General features: G+C 60.8%; 17 protein-coding genes. 8 read left to right on the top strand and 9 right to left on the bottom strand.

Annotated features, from left to right (window positions below; translation table 11 throughout):
• The first annotated feature begins 76 nt into the window (after window positions 1-76).
• Complete coding sequence (locus tag AADW57_RS04295; RefSeq protein ID WP_341668820.1) at window positions 77-817, top strand: flagellar brake protein; 741 nt, start codon at window positions 77-79, stop codon at window positions 815-817.
• Window positions 818-821: 4 nt separating this feature from the next.
• On the opposite strand, the gene AADW57_RS04290 is transcribed toward AADW57_RS04295, so the two are convergent.
• The 7 genes from AADW57_RS04290 to AADW57_RS04260 all read right to left on the bottom strand — a co-directional run bounded on the left by AADW57_RS04290 (window position 822) and on the right by AADW57_RS04260 (window position 7,798).
• Window positions 822-1,430, bottom strand: a complete 609-nt coding sequence (locus tag AADW57_RS04290; protein WP_341668819.1) for a nucleotidyltransferase family protein — start codon at window positions 1,428-1,430, stop codon at window positions 822-824.
• An 81-nt stretch (window positions 1,431-1,511) separates the two neighbouring features.
• Entirely contained in the window at window positions 1,512-2,060 is a 549-nt protein-coding gene (locus tag AADW57_RS04285) for a DUF924 family protein (protein ID WP_341668818.1), read from the bottom strand.
• A gap of 46 nt (window positions 2,061-2,106) precedes the next feature.
• A complete protein-coding gene (locus AADW57_RS04280) occupies window positions 2,107-2,883 on the bottom strand; it encodes an ABC transporter ATP-binding protein (RefSeq protein ID WP_341668817.1) in 777 nt (258 codons plus the stop codon).
• The gene (locus tag AADW57_RS04275) at window positions 2,880-3,647 is read right to left on the bottom strand and encodes an ABC transporter ATP-binding protein (RefSeq protein ID WP_341668816.1); all 768 of its coding nucleotides are present in this window, start codon (window positions 3,645-3,647) and stop codon (window positions 2,880-2,882) included. The genes AADW57_RS04280 and AADW57_RS04275 overlap by 4 nt, the downstream gene beginning before the upstream one ends.
• Window positions 3,644-5,548, bottom strand: a complete 1,905-nt coding sequence (locus AADW57_RS04270) for an ABC transporter permease (protein ID WP_341668815.1) — start codon at window positions 5,546-5,548, stop codon at window positions 3,644-3,646. The genes AADW57_RS04275 and AADW57_RS04270 overlap by 4 nt, the downstream gene beginning before the upstream one ends.
• Window positions 5,549-5,606: 58 nt before the next feature.
• A complete protein-coding gene (locus AADW57_RS04265; RefSeq protein WP_341668814.1) occupies window positions 5,607-6,824 on the bottom strand; it encodes an ABC transporter substrate-binding protein in 1,218 nt (405 codons plus the stop codon).
• Window positions 6,825-6,886: 62 nt separating this feature from the next.
• Complete coding sequence (locus AADW57_RS04260) at window positions 6,887-7,798, bottom strand: LysR family transcriptional regulator (protein WP_341668813.1); 912 nt, start codon at window positions 7,796-7,798, stop codon at window positions 6,887-6,889.
• 188 nt (window positions 7,799-7,986) lie between these two features.
• On the opposite strand from AADW57_RS04260, the gene AADW57_RS04255 reads away from it, so the two are divergent.
• The 6 genes from AADW57_RS04255 to AADW57_RS04230 are packed head-to-tail and all read left to right on the top strand — an operon-like array spanning window position 7,987 to window position 14,647.
• Entirely contained in the window at window positions 7,987-9,597 is a 1,611-nt protein-coding gene (locus tag AADW57_RS04255; protein ID WP_341668812.1) for an ABC transporter substrate-binding protein, read from the top strand.
• Window positions 9,598-9,632: 35 nt separating this feature from the next.
• Window positions 9,633-10,610 carry an ABC transporter permease gene (locus AADW57_RS04250; protein WP_341668811.1) on the top strand — a complete coding sequence of 326 codons (978 nt, stop codon included), beginning with the start codon at window positions 9,633-9,635 and terminating at the stop codon, window positions 10,608-10,610.
• Between the two features lies 1 nt (window position 10,611).
• Entirely contained in the window at window positions 10,612-11,532 is a 921-nt protein-coding gene (locus AADW57_RS04245; RefSeq protein WP_341668810.1) for an ABC transporter permease, read from the top strand.
• Window positions 11,533-12,519 (top strand): ABC transporter ATP-binding protein, encoded by a 987-nt coding sequence (locus AADW57_RS04240; protein ID WP_341668809.1) that lies wholly within the window; start codon window positions 11,533-11,535, stop codon window positions 12,517-12,519.
• Complete coding sequence (locus tag AADW57_RS04235; protein ID WP_341668808.1) at window positions 12,516-13,529, top strand: ABC transporter ATP-binding protein; 1,014 nt, start codon at window positions 12,516-12,518, stop codon at window positions 13,527-13,529. Before AADW57_RS04240 ends, AADW57_RS04235 begins: the two co-directional genes overlap by 4 nt.
• Window positions 13,526-14,647, top strand: coding sequence for a M20 family metallopeptidase (locus AADW57_RS04230; RefSeq protein WP_341668807.1), 1,122 nt, complete (start codon window positions 13,526-13,528; stop codon window positions 14,645-14,647). Before AADW57_RS04235 ends, AADW57_RS04230 begins: the two co-directional genes overlap by 4 nt.
• Window positions 14,648-14,706: 59 nt before the next feature.
• On the opposite strand, the gene AADW57_RS04225 is transcribed toward AADW57_RS04230, so the two are convergent.
• Together AADW57_RS04225 and AADW57_RS04220 are read right to left on the bottom strand one after the other, a co-directional pair.
• Window positions 14,707-15,711, bottom strand: coding sequence for a GGDEF domain-containing protein (locus AADW57_RS04225; RefSeq protein ID WP_341668806.1), 1,005 nt, complete (start codon window positions 15,709-15,711; stop codon window positions 14,707-14,709).
• Window positions 15,712-15,937: 226 nt separating this feature from the next.
• The gene (locus AADW57_RS04220; protein ID WP_341668805.1) at window positions 15,938-16,849 is read right to left on the bottom strand and encodes a LysR family transcriptional regulator; all 912 of its coding nucleotides are present in this window, start codon (window positions 16,847-16,849) and stop codon (window positions 15,938-15,940) included.
• Between the two features lie 103 nt (window positions 16,850-16,952).
• Between AADW57_RS04220 and AADW57_RS04215 the strand changes: the two genes are divergently transcribed.
• Window positions 16,953-18,542: a sulfatase family protein gene (locus AADW57_RS04215; protein ID WP_341668804.1), complete on the top strand. Its 1,590-nt coding sequence runs from the start codon at window positions 16,953-16,955 to the stop codon at window positions 18,540-18,542.
• Window positions 18,543-18,554: the final 12 nt, after the last annotated feature.

Here is an 18,554-nt window from a genome sequence, read left to right as displayed (position 1 = left end):
GTCATGCCCGAACGCGGGCAAGAATGTTACTCTGGCGTCTACTTTCGCCTATTGATGACTTTTTGTCCGTTGCACAATGACCTCATCGCACCATACCCACGACGACGACCCCTACAAGATTCAGTCCAAGTTTGAAATCTTGCGCATTCTGCGTGCCATCGAAAGCGGCGGCCTGCTGCTGCACATGGAAGCCGGCCAAGGCGACACCAGCATCGTCACGACCATTCTGGACATAGACCTGGACAACAACACCATCGTCATCGACACGGCTAACAAGGACGAACAGACACGCAGTCTGCTTCAGTCCGAGAACGCCAAGTTCGAGACGTCTCTGGACAAGGTCAAGGTTTCCTTCCAGGCTCCCACGCCGGAAATCACGTCTTTTGAAGGCCAGCCTGCCCTGGCGATCCCGATTCCGGAATCCATACGCCGCCTGCAGCGACGCGAATATTTCCGCGTCAACGTCCCTTTAAGCGAACCGGCCATGGTTACGCTGCGCCTGAACAACCAAAGCCAAAGTTTTCGCCTGCACGACATCAGCGGCGGCGGGCTATCGCTGGTGGACTCCTCTCTGGATTTTCCCCAGCCGGTCGGCTCGCACCATACGCAGTCCCTGCTGGAACTGCCCGAGACCGGCTCCTTTTTGGTCGCTCTGCAAGTGGCACGCAGCGAAAAGCAGGAACTGCCCAACGGCAAACACATCCAGCGCCTGGGTTGCACCTTTATTGATCTACCCGGCTCCACCCAGACTGCCATACAAAACTACATTGCCCGTCTGGAGCGCCAGCAAATAGCCAAACAACGCGGGCACGGTTAAACGCTCAGGGCAAGGACGGGTCCAGGTCGGCCGGCACGTCCACATCGCGTCGTATGCCGGCATCGGCGACAGGTACCCACACCGTGTCCTGGGGGTAAGCGTCCAGAAGGCTGCGTGCGCCCTGCATATCGGGCAAAGCCAGCAGGCGCTGCCGCCAGGCAGCGCCAAAACCAACCGGATTGCCCGGCTGCCCATCCACACTGGGCCTGACCAGGCCCGCTCCTTGCCGCAAGACAGACGCCAGCGCCGCCAGCGTGCCGACCTGCACCCAGGGCATATCGGCCAACAGCACGAGCCAACCACAAGACGGCATGCTGGCCCGGACCCCCGCTTTCAGGGTGACCCCCATTCCACGTTCGGCCTGTTCGGCACGCAGCACGCACAAGGCCAGGCCATCGAGCTCCTGGCGCACCGCATTTTCGTGGACATCGCAGATCACCACGACCTCCTCCAAGGCTTGCAATGCGGTTTCGCAGACACGCCGCAACACCGTGCCACCATCAGGCATGGGTGCCAGCAATTTAAGCTGCTGCCCGGACGGATCGAAACGCCGGCCCAGACCCGCAGCCAGCACCAATCCCGTTACCCCCTGCACCGGCTCGATTTCTGTCATGTGCGCTCCTTGGCGCTCTGTGTAAATGCACTCCGCCTGCGCTATCCAGGCACCTGCCATCTGGGTGCGATGACAGCGCCATCAACCCGCAAAACCACCTGCCTGCAAAAACTGCACCTCGGGCTCGGTACTCTGACGTCCCAAAATCGTATTGCGATGCGGAAAGCGGCCAAAGCGCTGCACCACATCCAGATGCTCGACGGCATGATGCAGCCAAGGCTGTCCAATTTCTTGATTCAGGCGCACGGCCTCTTGTTGATCGGCCAGGCTTTCCGAATGCGAATACGGCAAATAGCAAAAAACACGTCGGTCCGCGGGGATCTGCCTGTCCTGCCCGCTGGCAACCATCGCCTTGGCCAGTTCCAGCGCCTTGGCGTCGGTGGCATACATGCGCGGCGTATTGCGAAAAGCATTGCGCGGAAACTGATCCAGCAGAATCAGTAAGGCAAATGCGCCCTCGGCACTGCCGGCCCACTCGTCAAGCTCGCCCCGGGCAGCGCGTTCGTGCCAGTCCAGAAAACGGTCACGAAACTGCTGGTCGAACTGTTCGGACTTCTTGAACCAGCTTTCCGGGCCGGCCTGGACCCAGAAATCGATCACGGCCTGGGGGTTGGGGGTAGTCTCTTGCATGTGTTGCTCCCGAAACAAGGCGGGCCGTCCCGCAGGACGACCCGGATCAAAGGGTCAGACAGGCGCGCCGGATCTCGTCGTTGGCGGCCAATGCCTGCATGGTGCCACTGTACCTTATCTGTCCTTTTTCCAGCACGTAGGCACGGTCCGACACCAAGGTGGCAAAGTGCAGATTCTGCTCGGACAGCAAAATACTGACGCCCTGCTGTTTAAGCCGCAGAATCATCTGGGCCATCTGCTCGACAATAACCGGCGCCACGCCTTCGGATGGTTCGTCCAGCAGTACCAGATACGGGTTGCCCATCAAGGTACGGGCTACGGCCAGCATCTGCTGTTCGCCGCCACTCATCTGTCCGCCGGCTCGCTGCTGCATGCTGCCCAGATTGGGAAACAAGGCATATACGTGCTCGGGCCGCCACTGCGGTGCGGGCAAGCCGTCTGGCCAGCGCCGCGCGGGCTGACGCCCCACTTCCAGATTTTCGGCAACGCTTAAATCGGCAAAGATCCGCCTGTCCTCGGGCACAAAGCCCAGGCCGGCTCGGGCGATCTCGAAGGGCGCACGAGCCTGAATGGACTGCCCCATGAAATGAATCGTGCCCCGGCAACGGGCCATCAGCCCCATGATGGACTTGAGCGTGGTGGACTTGCCGGCACCGTTGCGGCCCATCAGCGCCACCACCTCGCCACGCTGTACGTGCAACGAGAGATCAAACAGAATCTGCGCAGCCCCATACCAGGCGCTCAGCCCCTGCACGCTCAGTAAAGGCGGCTCCTGGGCGACGTCTCCGGGCTGCATGGCATGATTATCGGAAACGGAAGTCATGTCGGCTCCTTGGAGCCAAACATGGTGCCGGCCCCTAAATACACCTGCTGCACCGTGGGATGGCGACGAATGTAGTCGGCATCACCTTGGGCCACCAACTGTCCACGCGCCAACACAATGATGCGATCCGCATGTTCAAACACCACATCCATGCTGTGCTCCGTAAACAACACGCCCATGCGGCGCTCCAAAGCCAGCCGTTTGGTCAGGCGCATCAGCTCTGCGCGTTCACCCGGAGCCATGCCGGCGGTGGGTTCGTCCATCAGCAATAGACGCGGATCATTAGCCAGGGCAATGGCCAGCTCCACCCGTTTGACATCGCCATAAGCCAGTTCGCTGGCCGGGCGGTCGGCCTGATCCCGCATGCCTACCTGGGCCAGCAAGCCCAGGGCGTGTTCGCGCTGGAAGCGCGCCGCTGTGCGCCAGAAGGAAAACACTTTCTTGCGATGTGCCAGCAAAGCCATCTGCACATTTTCCACGACCGTCAGTGACGCAAAGGTGGCGGCAATCTGAAACGTGCGCCCCACGCCCAGTGCAGCAATACGGCGCGGTGCCAGACCCACCAGTTCCCGGCCATCCAGGCGCACGGAACCGGCACTGGGCCTGAGTTGCCCCCCCACCATATTGAAGGTGGTGCTCTTGCCAGCGCCATTAGGCCCGATCAGCGCCAGGAACTCGCCGGCCTGCAGATCGAACTGAATGCCATCGACCGCCACATTGCCGCCGAAGGCTTTTTTCAGACCGCGCACGTGCAACAGACTCATGGCCGCCCCCCCTGTCCAGCACGTTGAGCACGACGATGAGCCATGTGTTTGAAAAAGCCTGCAATTCCTTGCGGAAAAGCCAGCACCAACAGCAAAATGACTCCGCCGAACAAAGCGCGCCAATATTGGGTTATGCCCAGAAAAAAGTCTTGCAGCAGGGTAAACACGACCGCGCCGACCACCGGCCCGACCAGGGTCTGCACGCCGCCCAACAGCACCATGACCAAACCATCCACCGATTTGCCCACGGCGATGACCTCGGGCGAAACACTACCCTTGGAAAACACGAACAAGGCCCCGGCCAAGCCGGCAAAGGTTCCGGCCAGAATAAAGGCCAGCCACTGCACCTGCTGGACGGGAATGCCGATGGCCTGGGCGCGCAAGGCGGAATCGCGGCCAGCGCGCAAGGCATAGCCAAAGGGCGAAAACAAGACGCGACGCAAAAGCAGGATCGCCAGCGCCACAAGCATCAAGGCAAAATAATAGTAGCGATCTTCAGAGAGCCACTCGTCCGGCCAGATGCCCACCACGCCGTTGGAGCCGCCCGTAAAACTGTCCCACTGGTAGACGACCGACCAGACGATTTGCGCAAACGCCAATGTCAGCATGGCCATATAAACGCCCGACAAGCGCACGCAGAACCAGCCGAACACCAATGCGCCCAGGCCGGCGACCAATGGAGCCAAGGCGATGGACCACCCCATGGACAGGGCGGCGGTCTTGAGCAGCAGCGCCGCCGCGTACGCGCCCAGGCCAAAATACGCGGCATGCCCAAAGGAGTTCATGCCGCCCGGCCCCATCATGAAGTGCAAGCTCGTCGCAAACAGGGCCACGACCAGAATGTCCAGGGCCAGCACGGGTGCGTAAGGAAACCAATCGACCAACACGGGCAATGCCAGCAACAGCACCAACGCGGCCATCGCCAACAGCCGAAACGGCCCGCTGCTCGGTCGCAACGGTGCCTCGACGGTGCCCCAGTTACGGCTGACCGGCTGCGGACGACCGAACAATCCCCAGGGGCGCACCATCAACACAAGCGCCATGAATACAAACTCGACCACCAACGTCAGCTTGGGAAAGGCAAATTCCATGCCGAACAGGCTGACCGTGCCCAAGGCAATGCACAGGGCCTTGAGCTGGGCCACGATCAGTGCCGCCACATAAGCACCGGGGATCGAGCCCATGCCGCCCACCACGACAATCACGAACGCATCGCCGATGACGCTCAAATCCAGCATCAGGCTGGCCGGCTGACGCGGCAGTTGCACGGCTCCGCCCAAACCCGCCAAAAACGCGCCCAGCGCAAATACACTGGTAAACAACCAGGCCTGGTTGACCCCCAAGGCCCCCAGCATCTCGCGGTCCAAGGTGGCGGCACGCACCAACACCCCCCAGCGAGTCCGGGTCAATAATAGCCAGAGCAGACCCAACACCACGGGGCCGATGACGATCAAGAGCAGGTCGTACGCCGGAAAAAAACGACCGGCAATGGCAACAGAACCGTTCAGACCCGGTGCCAATGGCCCCAGCAGGTCTTCCGGTCCCCAGAGCGCCAGCGTGGCATCGTTGATGACCAGCACCAAGGCAAACGTCGCCAGGAGCTGGAATAATTCGGGGGCCTTATAAATGCGCCGCAGCAGCACGATCTCCAGCAAAGCGCCCAAGGCCCCGGTCAGCAAGGCCGCTGCCAGTAGCCCAGCCCAAAAGCCCAGCGCCGAGCCGCCCAGCCATTGCACGGCGCTGTAGGCCAGATAGATGCCCAGCATATACAGAGAGCCGTGCGCAAAGTTGACGATGCGCGTCACCCCAAAGATCAGGGACAGGCCGGCCGCCACCAGAAACAAAGAGGAGGCTTCGGCCAGCCCGTTCAGAAACTGCACCCATACACCCGCAAAGGCCATGCTGTCTCACATCAGAAGCGGCGCGCGCGCCGGATCACCACAGGAAAACGCGATTCTATTACTGATTGGCGGCTTGGGGACGCCACTGGCGCACTTGTTCGTCGGTGGGCTGCACATCCTTGCCGTCGACATAGCGGATCTGGGTCATGATGCCTTTTCCGTCCTTCTTGGCCAACACCCCCACATAGGCCCCCTGGGTCGACTGCTGATCCTGGGTGCGATAGGTAATAGGCCCGAACGGCGTCATCAGCTCCAAGCCGCGAAAAGCCTGAATCATGGCTTCGGTATCGGTGGAGCCGGCTTTTTCTATGCCGGCAGCCAGCGACAGTATGGTGCTATAGCCGATTATGGTGCCCAGACGCGGGTAATCTTTGTATTTGTCCTGGTGAGCCTGTAAAAACCGTTGATGTTCAGGCGTATCGATAGCGTACCAGGGGTACCCGGTCACGATCCAACCCTCGGGGGTTTCTTCACCCAGCGGGTCCAGGTATTCGGGCTCGCCGGTCAACATGCTGACCACCGGCAACTGGCTGCCAAAGAAATTGCGCTGGCTGCCGGCTCGCACCAGACGGGCCAGATCCGATGCAAACAACACGTTAAAAACCGCATCAGGCTTGGCATCGGCCAGTGCCTGTACCACGGCACCGGCATCCACCTTGCCCAGCGGGGTAGCTTGCTCGGCCACGAACTCGATATCGGGCTGGGCCTGTTTCATCAAGGTCTTGAAGGTCGCCACGGCCGACTGGCCGTACTCGTAGTTGGGATACACGATGGCCCAGCGTTTTTTCTGCAGCTTGACGGCCTCGGGCACCAGCATGGCAACCTGCATATAGGTGGAATTGCGCAACCGGAAGGTGTAGCGATTGCCGTCGGCCCACACGATTTTGTCGGTCAGCGGTTCGCTGGCCAGAAAAAAGACTTTCTTGTGCTTGGCAAAATCCGTGATGGCCAGGCCGATATTGGACAGAAAAGTGCCGGTCAACACATCGACCTTGTCACGGGATAGCAGTTCCTGGGCAGCCCGCACGGCATCGCCCGGATTGGAGTTATCGTCCTTGATGATCAGTTGCAGCTGCTTGCCATGAATGCCGCCTGCCTGATTGATCTGCTCGACCGCCAGCTCCATGCCATTTCTGTACGGCCCCAAAAAAGCAGGTTGGGTTTTGTAGCTGTTGAGTTCGCCGATCTTGATCACCCCATCGGCGGATGCGGCTGCGCACAAGGAGCCAAACACCAACAAGCCAGCCAGTTGCGCGCCTGCAACTATCTTCTTCATTGTCTTCTCCGTGGATTCGTGCGGCCAAAAACAGCAGTGCCTATCTGGACAAGGACACGCCGCTAACGGGGCGCTGCCTGGCTGACTTCGTGCACGCGACGAATAATAAACTCAATAAACTGCTCCATCATATCCGGCAAAATACGTCCGGACATCACTTGAACCTGAACCGTGCGCGCATGCATCTCGGTGTTGCGCAAAGGCACGGCCAACAAGCGATTAGGCTGCAAACGCTCGGAAATAGACACATAACTGGCAAACAACACGGCCTGGCTGTCGCGCACATAGGCATGCAACGCCTCGGCATAGTTGCTAAAAACCCTGGGCTGCAGATTCAGACCGGCCATATTGGAAGCCAGCTGGAACAGACGATAGGTCGAGGTGTTTTCATCCGTCAGCGCCAGTGGATAATCCACCAGGTCTTTTAAAGACAGACGACGGCGCTGGGCCAAGGGATGGGTTTGCGCCATGACCGCCAACGCCGGAGCACTGTGCGCGTAGCGCACCTGCACATGGTCGGCCGGTGCCGTGCTGAAGGTCACCGCCAGATCGGCTTCGCCCGTGGCCACCCGCCCGGTCGCACCCCGCGCACTGTCTACCCAGATACGAAACCGGCAATGCGGATGCCGCTGGCCAAAGGCGGCAATGGCACCCGGCACCAGTTCATTCGCCAGCCCCTGTGTGCAAGCGATTCGTATGGGACTGCGTTCGGCACCGCGCAACGCGGCGATCTGTTCGATAGCAGCTTCAGTCTCCAGCAAAGAGCGGCGGACATGGCGCAACAGCACCTGCCCGGCCTCGGTCAGGCGCATGCCGCGCGCGCTGCGCTCGAACAACGGTGTGCCCAGACGCTGTTCCAAAGCCGCAATCTGCCGGCTGATGGCCGAGATCGCCACATGCAGGGACTCCGAGGCCGCGCTTAGACTGCCTGTCTGGGCCACTTCGTAAAAGTACTTAAAAGCCAGGCTTTGCACGGCAACTCCGCTTAAAAAGCTTGCCAAACAGTCTTACCCTGCCCTAGTGCGATCTAGGGTTTTCCCGAATAATTCTTTCTTATTTTGGCAAAGCATTCTCTAAATATTCTAATTGTATAGAAATCTATCGACTCCTAGAATAGGTCCTCGTTTTGATAACACGCATGAAAAAAGGGGACTTGCCGCTTATGAATACGCCATTGCTCACCACCCTGGCCGCCGGACTGGCCTGTCTGTTCGCAGGCACGGCATCGGCCCAGACCTTGAAAATCGGCCTGGCATCCGAGCCCACTGCGGTGGACCCGCACTATCACCAGACCACGCCTAACGAGGCGCTGATCTATCACATCTTCCAGCCGCTGGTCGCCATGAATGCCGACATGCAGCTACAGCCGGCACTGGCCAAATCCTGGGAAGCCACGGACGACACCACCTGGACGTTCAAGCTGGATGAACGTGCGCGCTTTTCCAACGGCGAGCCCTTTACGGCCCAAGATGTGGTCTTTAGCTTCTGCCGTATTCTGAACAACGAAACCGCCATCGGCGGCGGACTGACCAACGTGGCGCGCCGCATCGTGGCCATCGAAACTCCTGATGCCCATACCGTCCACCTGAAAACCGCCGCCCCTTACCCTGTGCTGCCTAACGAGCTGGCGCGTGCGCCCATGATCTGGAGCGGCATCGCCAAGCACGACCAACTGCACTACGCCCCCAAGGAAGGCTGTGGCGTCACGAGCGCCTGGCCCACCGTAGCCGATTTCAACAAAGGCGATATGGTTGTAGGCACGGGTCCTTACCTGCTCAAGTCCTACGTCAAAGGCACCGGCGTGGTGCTGGAGCGCAACCCCCAGTACTGGGGTGATGCGCCTGCCTGGGAGCAAGTGCGCATGACAGCGGTGCCCGCCGCCGGCCCACGCCTGACCGGCCTGCTGGCCGGCGACTTCGACCTGATCGAAAACCCCGCCGCGCGCGATCTGAAACGCATCAAGGACAGTGGCTTTGCCCACACCATCAAGCCTTCGGTGCGGGTGATGTTCTTCCAGCTGGATGCCGGACGCGAGCAAAGCCCACTGGTTAAATCCCCCAAAGGCGACAATCCGTTGCAGAACGCCCAGGTGCGCCAGGCCATGTCGCTGGCGATTGACCGCAAAACCATTGTCCAGCGCATCATGGACGGCGTGGCCGAGCCGGCCAACCAGTTCATCCCGCCGGGCATGTTCGGCTCTATCGAAGGTGCGCCACCTTTGGAATACAACCCTAAAAAGGCCAAGGAACTACTGGCGCAAGCCGGCTACCCGGACGGTTTCGAGCTGACGCTGTCGGCCACCAACGACCGCTACATCAACGATGCCCAACTAACCCAGGCCGTGGCGCAGTACCTGAGCCGCATCGGCATCAAAACCCAGGTCGACACCATGACCCGGTCGGTGTACTTCCCCAAGCGCGCCAAGAAAGAGATGAGTGCTTCGCTGGGCGGCTGGGGTTCGGAAACCGGCGAAGCCAGCAACTTCTTGCAGTACTGGATCACGACCCGCAATCCCGAACTGGGCGTGGGCAGCAGCAACTACGGTGCCTACTCCAATCCGGAACTGGACAAGGTGTATCTGCAAGCCGTGCGCACGCTGGATGACGATAAACGCAGCGCCCTGCTGCAGCAGGCAGTGAAGATCGCGCTGGACGAGATGCCCAGCATTCCGCTGCATTTTGAAAGCGGTGTGTGGGCCTATCGCAGCGACATCCAGTACGAAGGCCGCGCCGACCAGCGCACAATGGCCACTGCCGCGCGTCCGGCCCAATAAGGCACGCGCAGGACTGATGAGTAAGGAGTAACACATTGGCCATTTTTATTGTCCGCCGCATGCTGCAAAGCGTGCTGGTATTGCTGGCCGTGTCCGTCGTGGTGTTTGCCGCGGTGTATGCAGTAGGCGACCCCATCGAATTACTGGTCAGTCCTGATGTAGGACAGGCCGAGCGCGACGCACTGATCGCCCGCCTCGGCCTGGACCTGCCGCTGTGGCAGCAGTATTTTCATTTCCTGTCCCGCGCCCTGCACGGCGATCTGGGCACGTCGTTTGTACATGGCGTGTCCGCCGTCGAGCTGATCGTGCAACGCTTTCCGGCCACGCTGGAGCTGGTCACCGTCGCCATCGCCCTGACCTGTATCCTGGGCATTCCGCTGGGGCTGGTGGCCGGGCTGTACCGCGATCGCTGGCTGGGCCGGGGAATCATGGGCGGTTCGGTGTTGGGCTTTTCCCTGCCCAACTTCTGGCAAGGCATGGTCTTTATCTTGCTCTTTGCCGTGTGGCTGGGCTGGTTGCCGGCTTCCGGCCGCGGGGCCACCGTGGATGTGCTGGGCGTGCCGTTCAGCCTGTTCACAGCCGAAGGCTGGCGTCATCTGGCGCTGCCAGCGGTTAACCTGGCGGTGGCCAATATTGCGCTGATCCTGCGCATGACGGCATCGGGCGTGTCCGAAGCCCAAAGCCAGGACTACGTGCGTTTTGCCCGCGCCAAAGGCCTGCGTCCGGGCCGCATTGTGCGCCGCCACATTCTGCGCAACATCCTGATTCCCGTCGTGACTGTCATCGGCATGGAGTTCGGCACGCTGATTGCGTATTCGACCATTACCGAGACCGTCTTTTCCTGGCCCGGCATGGGCAAGCTGTTGATCGACAGCGTCTACCAACTGGACCGCCCCGTCATCGTCGCTTACGTCATGCTGGTCACCATGCTGTTCGTGCTGATCAATCTGATCGTGGACATTCTGTACGCCGTGCTGGACCCGCGCGTTCAACTGACCGAGCCCAGCGCCTGATATGAAACACTCCAATCACACCGACACCGCCGCTGCGCGCGTGACAGCGCTACAGCAGACACCACAGCGTCGTCGTATCTTGCAGCGTCTGCGGGCACGCCCCAGCGCCCGCCGCAGCCTGTGGACTTTATTTGCTCTGATCGCGCTTGTAATGATTGCGCCTTTCTTCGCCCCCCAGGACCCCTACGACCTGCTGGCGCTGGACATTCTGGACGGCCGTCTGCCGCCCGGTGCCACCAATATGGACGGCCAGGTCTACTGGCTGGGCACCGATGCGCAAGGGCGCGACATGCTCAGCGCCATTCTGTATGGCCTGCGCATCAGCCTGATGGTCGGTCTGGGTGCCGTCATCCTGTCCACCCTGATCGGCTCGTTCCTGGGCTTGCTGGCTGCCTTCCGGGGCGGCTGGGTAGATACCGTCGTGATGCGCTGCGTGGACTTCATCCTGGGCTTTCCGACGATTCTGGTCGCGCTGGTGCTGCTGGCGATGCTGGGACGCGGCATAGACAAGGTCATCATCGCCCTGGTGGTCGTGCAATGGGCGCACTATGCCCGGATCATGCGTGGCCGCGCCTTGCAGGAGCGCCGCAAAGAATACATAGAGGCGGCCCAGAACCTGGGCTTTCCCGCCTGGCGCATTATGTTGCGCCACCTGATGCCCAACTGCCTGGGCCCCATCATGGTCTTTGCCACGATACAAATCGCCACGGCCATCACCCTGGAGGCCACGCTGTCCTTTCTGGGCGTGGGCGTGCCGGTGACCGAGCCTTCACTGGGCCTACTGATCGCCAGCGGCTTTGAGTACCTGCTCTCGGGCGACTACTGGATCAGCATCTTTCCGGGCGTGGCCCTGCTGCTGCTGATCCTGTCCATCAACATCGTGGGCGATCGCCTGCGCGAAAGCCTGGACCCGCGACGCTAAATGACAACTGATACTCCTTTGCTTCATGTTCAAGGCCTGCAAACGGCCTTCCATACCGAAGACGGTGCCTGGCTGGCCGTGGACGGCGTCGAGCTGACCGTGCGCCGGGGCCAGATTCTGGGCCTGGTCGGCGAATCCGGCTCGGGAAAATCGGTCACCGGCTTTTCCTTGCTGGGCCTGATCGACCCGCCCGGCGAAGTCATTGCCGGACAAGTCCTGTTCCAGGGCCGCGACCTGCGCGCGCTGACCGAAGAGCAGATGCGCCAGTTGCGCGGCGACCGGATCGCCATGATCTTCCAGGACCCGCTGATGACGCTGAACCCCGTATTGAAAGTCAGCGAACAGATGATGGAAGCCATCCTGACCCATCATCCGCGCACGCCTCGCAAGCAGGCGCGTCAACGCTGTATACAGGCCCTGGCCCAGGTCGGCATCCCTGCCCCTGAAAGCCGCCTGGATCAGTATCCGCACGAGTTTTCCGGCGGCATGCGCCAACGCGTGGCCATTGCCATCGCCATGCTGAATCAACCGGATCTGATTATTGCCGACGAGCCGACCACGGCGCTGGATGTCACCATTCAGGCCCAGATTCTGTACCAGATGCAAACTCTGTGCCGCGAACAGCAAACCGCCATGATCTGGATTACCCACGATCTAGGGGTCATTGCCGAGCTGGCCGACCAGGTGGCCGTCATGTACGCCGGGCGCATCGTGGAACACGGCCCGGTGAGCGATGTCCTGAGCCACCCCGTCCATCCCTATACACGCGGTCTGCTGGACTCTATGCCCGGTGCCACGGAGCCGGGCCAACGCTTGCGGCAAATCGACGGCATGGCCCCCACCCTGACCGGCCGGGAAGCTGGCTGTCCGTTCCGTCCCCGCTGCACCCACGCCACCGAACGCTGCGGCCAATCCGCCCCCCAGATGCAGCGCCACGGGCAGCAGGACTATCGCTGCTTTCACCCCTTGACCCGCGAGGCAGCATGAGCACGACACCCGTCATCGAACTGCGCGATCTGCGCAAACAATTCAGCCGCTCGCCGGACCTGGCCTACCGATTGATGAAAACCTTGGGCCAGGCACCCGAGCTGCCCACTGTCCATGCCGTCAACACCGTCAACTTGAGCATTGCGGCGGGTGAAGTGGTCGGTCTGGTGGGCGAATCGGGCTGCGGCAAATCGACGCTGGGGCGCATGGTGGCCGGTCTGATACGGCCTTCCGCCGGTCAGGTACTGTACAAAGGCCGCGATGTCGCCGAACTGAAGGCCAGGGACAAACTGGACTACACCCTAGGGGTGCAAATGATTTTCCAGGACCCGCAAGCCTCTCTGAATCCCAAACAAAAGCTGCACCAAATTTTGGGCGAAGCGCTGCACGTCCATAACTTGGCACCCCGGCAAGACATCCCGGCCCGGATTGATCAGGCGCTGGCCGAAGTCGGCCTGGCCGCCGAGTACCGCGACCGCCTACCCCACCAGATCTCCGGTGGACAGCGCCAACGCATCGGCATTGCCCGGGCCCTGATGGTGCAACCTGACTTTCTGGTCTGCGACGAGCCGGTGGCCGCGCTGGATGTGTCTATTCAGGCGCAGGTCATCAATCTGTTCATGGATCTGCGCGAACGGCACAACTTTACCTATCTGTTCATCAGCCATGACCTGGGCGTGGTGCGCCACATTTCCGATCGGGTCGCCATTATGTATCTGGGACGCATCGTGGAGATGGCACCCACGGCCCAGATCTTCAGTCACGCCGCCCACCCCTATACCCAGGCACTGCTGGCCGAAATGCCCGATGTGCAACGACGCCGACGCCAGTTCGCGCCTATACAGGGCGAAATTCCCTCGCCGCTCAAGCCACCCAGCGGCTGTACCTTTCACCCGCGCTGTCCCCTGGCGACGGATCTCTGTCGCCAGGCCGCCCCTGCGCTGCAGACCATCGCCACCGGCCATCAGGCCGCCTGTCACCATATCCGTCCACTCGAAACCACGCCATGACCGACACCACGACCAACGACCTTGTCCAGCAGATCAAACACTGGACCGGGCTGGAATCCCCTTCCCACGATCAGGCTGCGCTGCAAGCCATGGCTGCCGTCATCACGGCCGATGCCCTATCGCTGGGCCTGCACGTACAGGCGCAGGACATGGGTGATGGCGGCGCACCGCTGCTGCACATCCACAACCGCCAAGCCGGCGACGAGCGCGAAGGCATCCTGGTACTGGGCCACTACGACACGGTGCACCCACTGGGCACGACAGAAAAAAACCCCGTCCGGCTCGAAGGCGACCGCCTGTACGGTCCCGGCATCTACGACATGAAAGCAGGCGTATGCCTGGCCTTGTCCGCTCTGGGTGCCGCCGCCGGACAGACCCGCCTGCCCGTGGACATGGTGTTGTTGCCAGACGAAGAAACCGGCAGCCATCTGTCGCGTCCGCATACCGAAGCCTTTGCCCGCCGCGCGCGCTACGCACTGGTGTGCGAACCGGCCCGGGTCGAGGAAGGACGGTGCGTGACGGCCCGCAAAGGAACCGGCTTTATCCAGATTGCCGCGCAAGGGCGCCCGGCCCACGCCGGCATCCAACACCAGAAAGGGCGTAATGCGATTGAAGAGATCGCCCATCAAGTGCTGGCGCTGCAAGCGCTGACCGATTACGAACGCGGCATCACCGTCAGTGTGGGCACCATTACCGGGGGCACCACGCCCAACGTCGTCCCCGAACACTGCAGCATACGGGCCGATTTTCGCGTTCCCGACGCCCAGGCCGCTGAAACGTTGCGCGCTCAGGTGCAGGCGCTGAGCGCCGTCAATCCGGATGTGAAGTTGGATGTCACCTTTTCCCTGAACCGACCGGCCATGTCGCGCACCGACGCCACGGCCGGACTGCTGGCCCGCTGCCAGCAGTTTGCCGATCAGGTAGGGCTGTCGCTGAACGAAGCCCCCATGACGGGGGGAGCCAGCGATGCCAACTTTACCGCTGCGCTGGGTGTGCCCACGCTCGATGGCCTGGGCGCGGATGGCGACGGTGCCCACACGCTGCGCGAACACATTCTGGTCTCCACACTGGCACTGCGCCGCGACTTCTGGATTCAAACCCTCAGTCAGCTGGACTAGGTTCCCAGCGCCAGCCCCCCGACCGGCGGGCTGGCAGGCGACCTTGCCGGGCCAAGCCCCTAGCCGGTCGCCACGATCTGATTGCGTCCGCCCCGCTTGGCCTGATACAGACGCATATCGGCCAGGCGCAGCGCTTTTTCGGCATCCTGTCCGGCGGCACAGGCGGCCAGTCCGATACTGGCGGTAATCTGAAAAGGCTGGCGGTCGTGGTTGTGCAGCACCTGCGCCTGAACCTTGCCTAAAAGTTGCCGGGCCAGCTCCAGCGCCTGTTCATCCGTGCGGCCAGCCAGAATCAAGGTAAATTCTTCGCCGCCATAGCGGGCAGCCAGATCCTGCGGCTCCAGGTGGGCTTTGAACAAACCGGCCGCGCGCGCCAGCACATCGTCGCCCACCGAATGGCCGTGGGTATCGTTGATCTGCTTGAAATGGTCCAGGTCTATCATCAGCACATGCAGGCCATCTTCCCAGATGCGCTGGGTCAGTTGCTGGTTCAAGGCTCCCCGGTTCATCAACCCGGTCAAGGCATCGTGCGTGGCCTGTCTATACAAGCGCAACAGCAGTCCCAGATGAAAATAATTGGCCGTCAGGGCCACCACCAACAAGGCTATCAACAGCCACAGATCCTGCATACCTTTGGCGGTCATCCACGTATCGGCGCGTATCGACGCCAGTATCTGTAGGCCGATCAGCGCCCCGCCCACCACTGCCGATTCCAGCAGCGTAAAGGGAAAAATACTGAGAGTGGCGACCAGCAGAAAAGGGATAAAACCGTAGCCCAGCACGACATAATGGCCCGCGCTGTCCGAACTGAGCAGCATGTAGGCATAGAACGAGGCCGGCAGCATAAATACCAGCCCGCTCAACACATAGACAAGCCGGATGCGCTGATGTCCTTGCAGAGCCAGCCACACACAGGCCAGCAAGCCCGCAAAACCAAACAGACGGACAAACAAAAAATCAGTCGGCCTGCTGGGCAGCAAAAGCCAGTCCATGAAGGCCCAGAACGGCGTCAGGAGGGCAAAGATAAGCCCGACCAGCATGACTCGTGTGCGCAGGTACTCCATGCGGGCATGAATAAAGTCACGGGAATGGTATCTCCCGCTCAGCGTATCGCGTACAGAGCTGATGCCAATTGCTTGCAAATTCTTCCAACCTGATAGGACTGATCTCATCTCAAAACCCGTCTGGACGAAACAAAATAACACGCTAGCCATACATGGTTACAAAAATACCCGCTATCCATTTGAGATCGCTCAAATGAACAACATTCAAAGCCCGAATAATTGAGACTTAGGGATGACGTTGGCGCATCCAGCCTATGATTTGTTCGAGCAGCGGCTGACCGCCGTCTTCCGGTCGCCACATCAGACCCAACTGCCCATGCAGGCTGGCATCCGTCCAATCCAGATCCAGGATGCGCAGATCCGGATAGGCCTGGACCATGCTGCGCGCCATCGGAACCAGGAACGGGCTGTCCACCGCCAGCTTGGCACTGGTATGGGCATAGGCCGATTCAATGGCGCAGTGCGGATGCCGCAAACCCTGCGCATCCAGAGACAACTCGAAGCGCCTGCGCATAGGACTGCTCTTGGGCGGCAATATCCAAGGGTGATCCAGCACTTCTGTCCATTTCAGATCCGCACGGCCGGCCAGCGGATGGTTTTGGCCCACCGCCACGCACAAGGGAACCGTGCCCAGAGGCAAGAACGCCATATCTGGATTGCGGCCCAGTTCGTCGATGCGACCGATAATCAGATCCAGATCGCCCTGTTCCAGTTGCCTGCTCAATATATCCAATGTGCCTTCTTGAATACGGATATGGCACTGGGGATGGCACTGCAGAACCTCGCGCAAGAGCTCCGGCAAATAGACCACCGCCACCATGGGCGAGACGCCCAGCGCAAACTGCTGCCTGAATCCTTGCCGGTACTGCTCCAGCGTCACGCCCATTCTGTCCAACCGACTCAATACTCCCTTGGCCTGGCGTGCCAGCTCCAAGGCCGGGGGCAAAGGCACGATGCCGCGCGCATGGCGCTCGAACAAGGGCATGCCTACATTTTCCTCCAGATCCTTGAGCCATTTTGACAAGGCCGGCTGTGTCATATTGGACTGCCGGGCCACATCGCTCATGCTTTCCAACTCACACAGCAAAATCAGGACCTGCAGGTGCTTCAAACGGATGCGATCGCTCCAGCTCATCATTTACCCATTACAAAAAAGCATGTCTGACTGCTAATTATTCAATTTAACATTATGGCAACGGCTTCCATAATGGACATAAACCCTGTCTAAAAAAAGGAGGCTTATGTCCACCGCTGCACCGAATTTCCTGCTGTTCATCACAGACCAGCACCGTGCCGACCACCTGGGCTGCTACGGCAACCCGGATGTACGCACTCCCAGCCTGGACGCGCTGGCGGCACGCGGCTGGCGTGCCGAGCGTTTTTACGTCGCCACCCCCATCTGCATGCCCAACCGCGCCTCGCTGATGACCGGCCGCATGCCCTCGGTACACGGCGCGCGCCACAACGGCGTGCCCCTGCCGCTGGAGTCAAATACCTTCGTGGACGTGCTGCGCCGGGCAGGCTGGCGCACCGCTTTGGTGGGCAAGGCACACTTGCAGAACATTACCGACGACCCGCCGCTCTATCCCAAGCCCGACGCCCCGCCCACCCAGGACGAAGCGCGGCAAACGGTGGCCACCAATGATTACGACCAAGAATGCGGCACCCTCTGGCGCGAACGCCCCGACCACGCAATGACGCTGCCATTTTACGGTTTCGAGCATGTCGATCTGGCCGTCGATCACGGCGATCAGATCTGGGGGGACTATGGACGCTGGCTGCAAAACGAACACCCCGACATCGCCGCATTGAGCGGCCCTGATCAGGCCCTGCCCAGTCCGGACATCACACTGAGCCATTTTGGACAGGCATGGCGCACCCGCGTGCCTGAAGAGTTCAGCACCACGGCCTGGATAGGCGCACGCACCCGCGCCTTGCTGGATCAGCACAGCCAGGCCGGAGAGCCTTTCTTTATTCAGTGCTCCTTCCCCGATCCGCACCACCCTTTCACCCCCCACGGCCAGTATTGGGACATGTACGATCCAGAACAGGTCACGCTGCCTGCCTCCTTTGAACCCGGCCCGCACCCCGCCCCACCGCACATCCGCTGGCTGCATGAACAGCGCGATCAGGGCAAAGCCGTCAAGCACACGCCGGCCCTGTTTGCCTGCACAGAACGCGAAGCGCGCGAGGCCATCGCGCTGAACTACGGCTCGATCACGCATATCGATGCCGAAATCGGCCGTATCCTGAACCATCTGGAACAACGCGGCCTGGCCGAGAACACCGTCATCCTGTTCTTGAGCGACCACGGGGACTTCATGGGCGACCATCAACTGCTGCTTAAAGGGCCGGTGCACTATCAAAGCATAATACGCACCCCGTTTATCTGGTTCGACCCGGCCAGACCAGTGGGACACGCGGCCGACAACGCCTTGTGTTCCACCATCGATATCGCGCCCACCATTCTGGAGCGGGCCGGCCTGCTGCCCTACAACGGCATTCAGGGACGCTCGCTGCTGCCCTTGATGACTGATCCGACCCATCAATGGCGGGCCACATTGCTGGTGGAAGAAGAGAACCAGCGCCAGCTGTTCAATATGCCGCAACGCTGCAAACTGCGCTCGCTGCTGACCGAATCGCATCGACTAAGCGTCTATCAGGGCACCAACTGGGGCGAACTGTACGACCTGCAAGCCGATCCTCTGGAACAACATAATCTCTGGGACGACCCCGCCTCCAGCGAACTGAAGACCCGCCTGCTGTGCCAACTGCTTGACACGCTGATGGCACACAGCGAATCCAGTCCATTGCCGCTGGCGCTGGCCTGACCCCTTGCTGCA

The organism is Alcaligenes sp. SDU_A2, from assembly GCF_038237375.1.
In the GTDB taxonomy this organism is placed as follows: domain Bacteria; phylum Pseudomonadota; class Gammaproteobacteria; order Burkholderiales; family Burkholderiaceae_B; genus Alcaligenes.
Note: the sequence above shows the minus strand (reverse complement) of the source record. Positions and strands in the feature narration are given on the sequence as shown.

Bases quoted from the DNA above. Each gene is read 5' to 3' on its own strand.
- AADW57_RS04295 (WP_341668820.1), top strand. From the start codon at position 77: ATGACCTCATCGCACCATACCCACGACGACGACCCCTACAAGATTCAG.
- AADW57_RS04290 (WP_341668819.1), bottom strand. From the start codon at position 1,430: ATGACAGAAATCGAGCCGGTGCAGGGGGTAACGGGATTGGTGCTGGCT.
- AADW57_RS04285 (WP_341668818.1), bottom strand. From the start codon at position 2,060: ATGCAAGAGACTACCCCCAACCCCCAGGCCGTGATCGATTTCTGGGTC.
- AADW57_RS04280 (WP_341668817.1), bottom strand. From the start codon at position 2,883: ATGACTTCCGTTTCCGATAATCATGCCATGCAGCCCGGAGACGTCGCC.
- AADW57_RS04275 (WP_341668816.1), bottom strand. From the start codon at position 3,647: ATGAGTCTGTTGCACGTGCGCGGTCTGAAAAAAGCCTTCGGCGGCAAT.
- AADW57_RS04270 (WP_341668815.1), bottom strand. From the start codon at position 5,548: ATGGCCTTTGCGGGTGTATGGGTGCAGTTTCTGAACGGGCTGGCCGAA.
- AADW57_RS04265 (WP_341668814.1), bottom strand. From the start codon at position 6,824: ATGAAGAAGATAGTTGCAGGCGCGCAACTGGCTGGCTTGTTGGTGTTT.
- AADW57_RS04255 (WP_341668812.1), top strand. From the start codon at position 7,987: ATGAATACGCCATTGCTCACCACCCTGGCCGCCGGACTGGCCTGTCTG.
- AADW57_RS04245 (WP_341668810.1), top strand. From the start codon at position 10,612: ATGAAACACTCCAATCACACCGACACCGCCGCTGCGCGCGTGACAGCG.
- AADW57_RS04240 (WP_341668809.1), top strand. From the start codon at position 11,533: ATGACAACTGATACTCCTTTGCTTCATGTTCAAGGCCTGCAAACGGCC.
- AADW57_RS04235 (WP_341668808.1), top strand. From the start codon at position 12,516: ATGAGCACGACACCCGTCATCGAACTGCGCGATCTGCGCAAACAATTC.
- AADW57_RS04230 (WP_341668807.1), top strand. From the start codon at position 13,526: ATGACCGACACCACGACCAACGACCTTGTCCAGCAGATCAAACACTGG.
- AADW57_RS04225 (WP_341668806.1), bottom strand. From the start codon at position 15,711: ATGGAGTACCTGCGCACACGAGTCATGCTGGTCGGGCTTATCTTTGCC.
- AADW57_RS04220 (WP_341668805.1), bottom strand. From the start codon at position 16,849: ATGATGAGCTGGAGCGATCGCATCCGTTTGAAGCACCTGCAGGTCCTG.
- AADW57_RS04215 (WP_341668804.1), top strand. From the start codon at position 16,953: ATGTCCACCGCTGCACCGAATTTCCTGCTGTTCATCACAGACCAGCAC.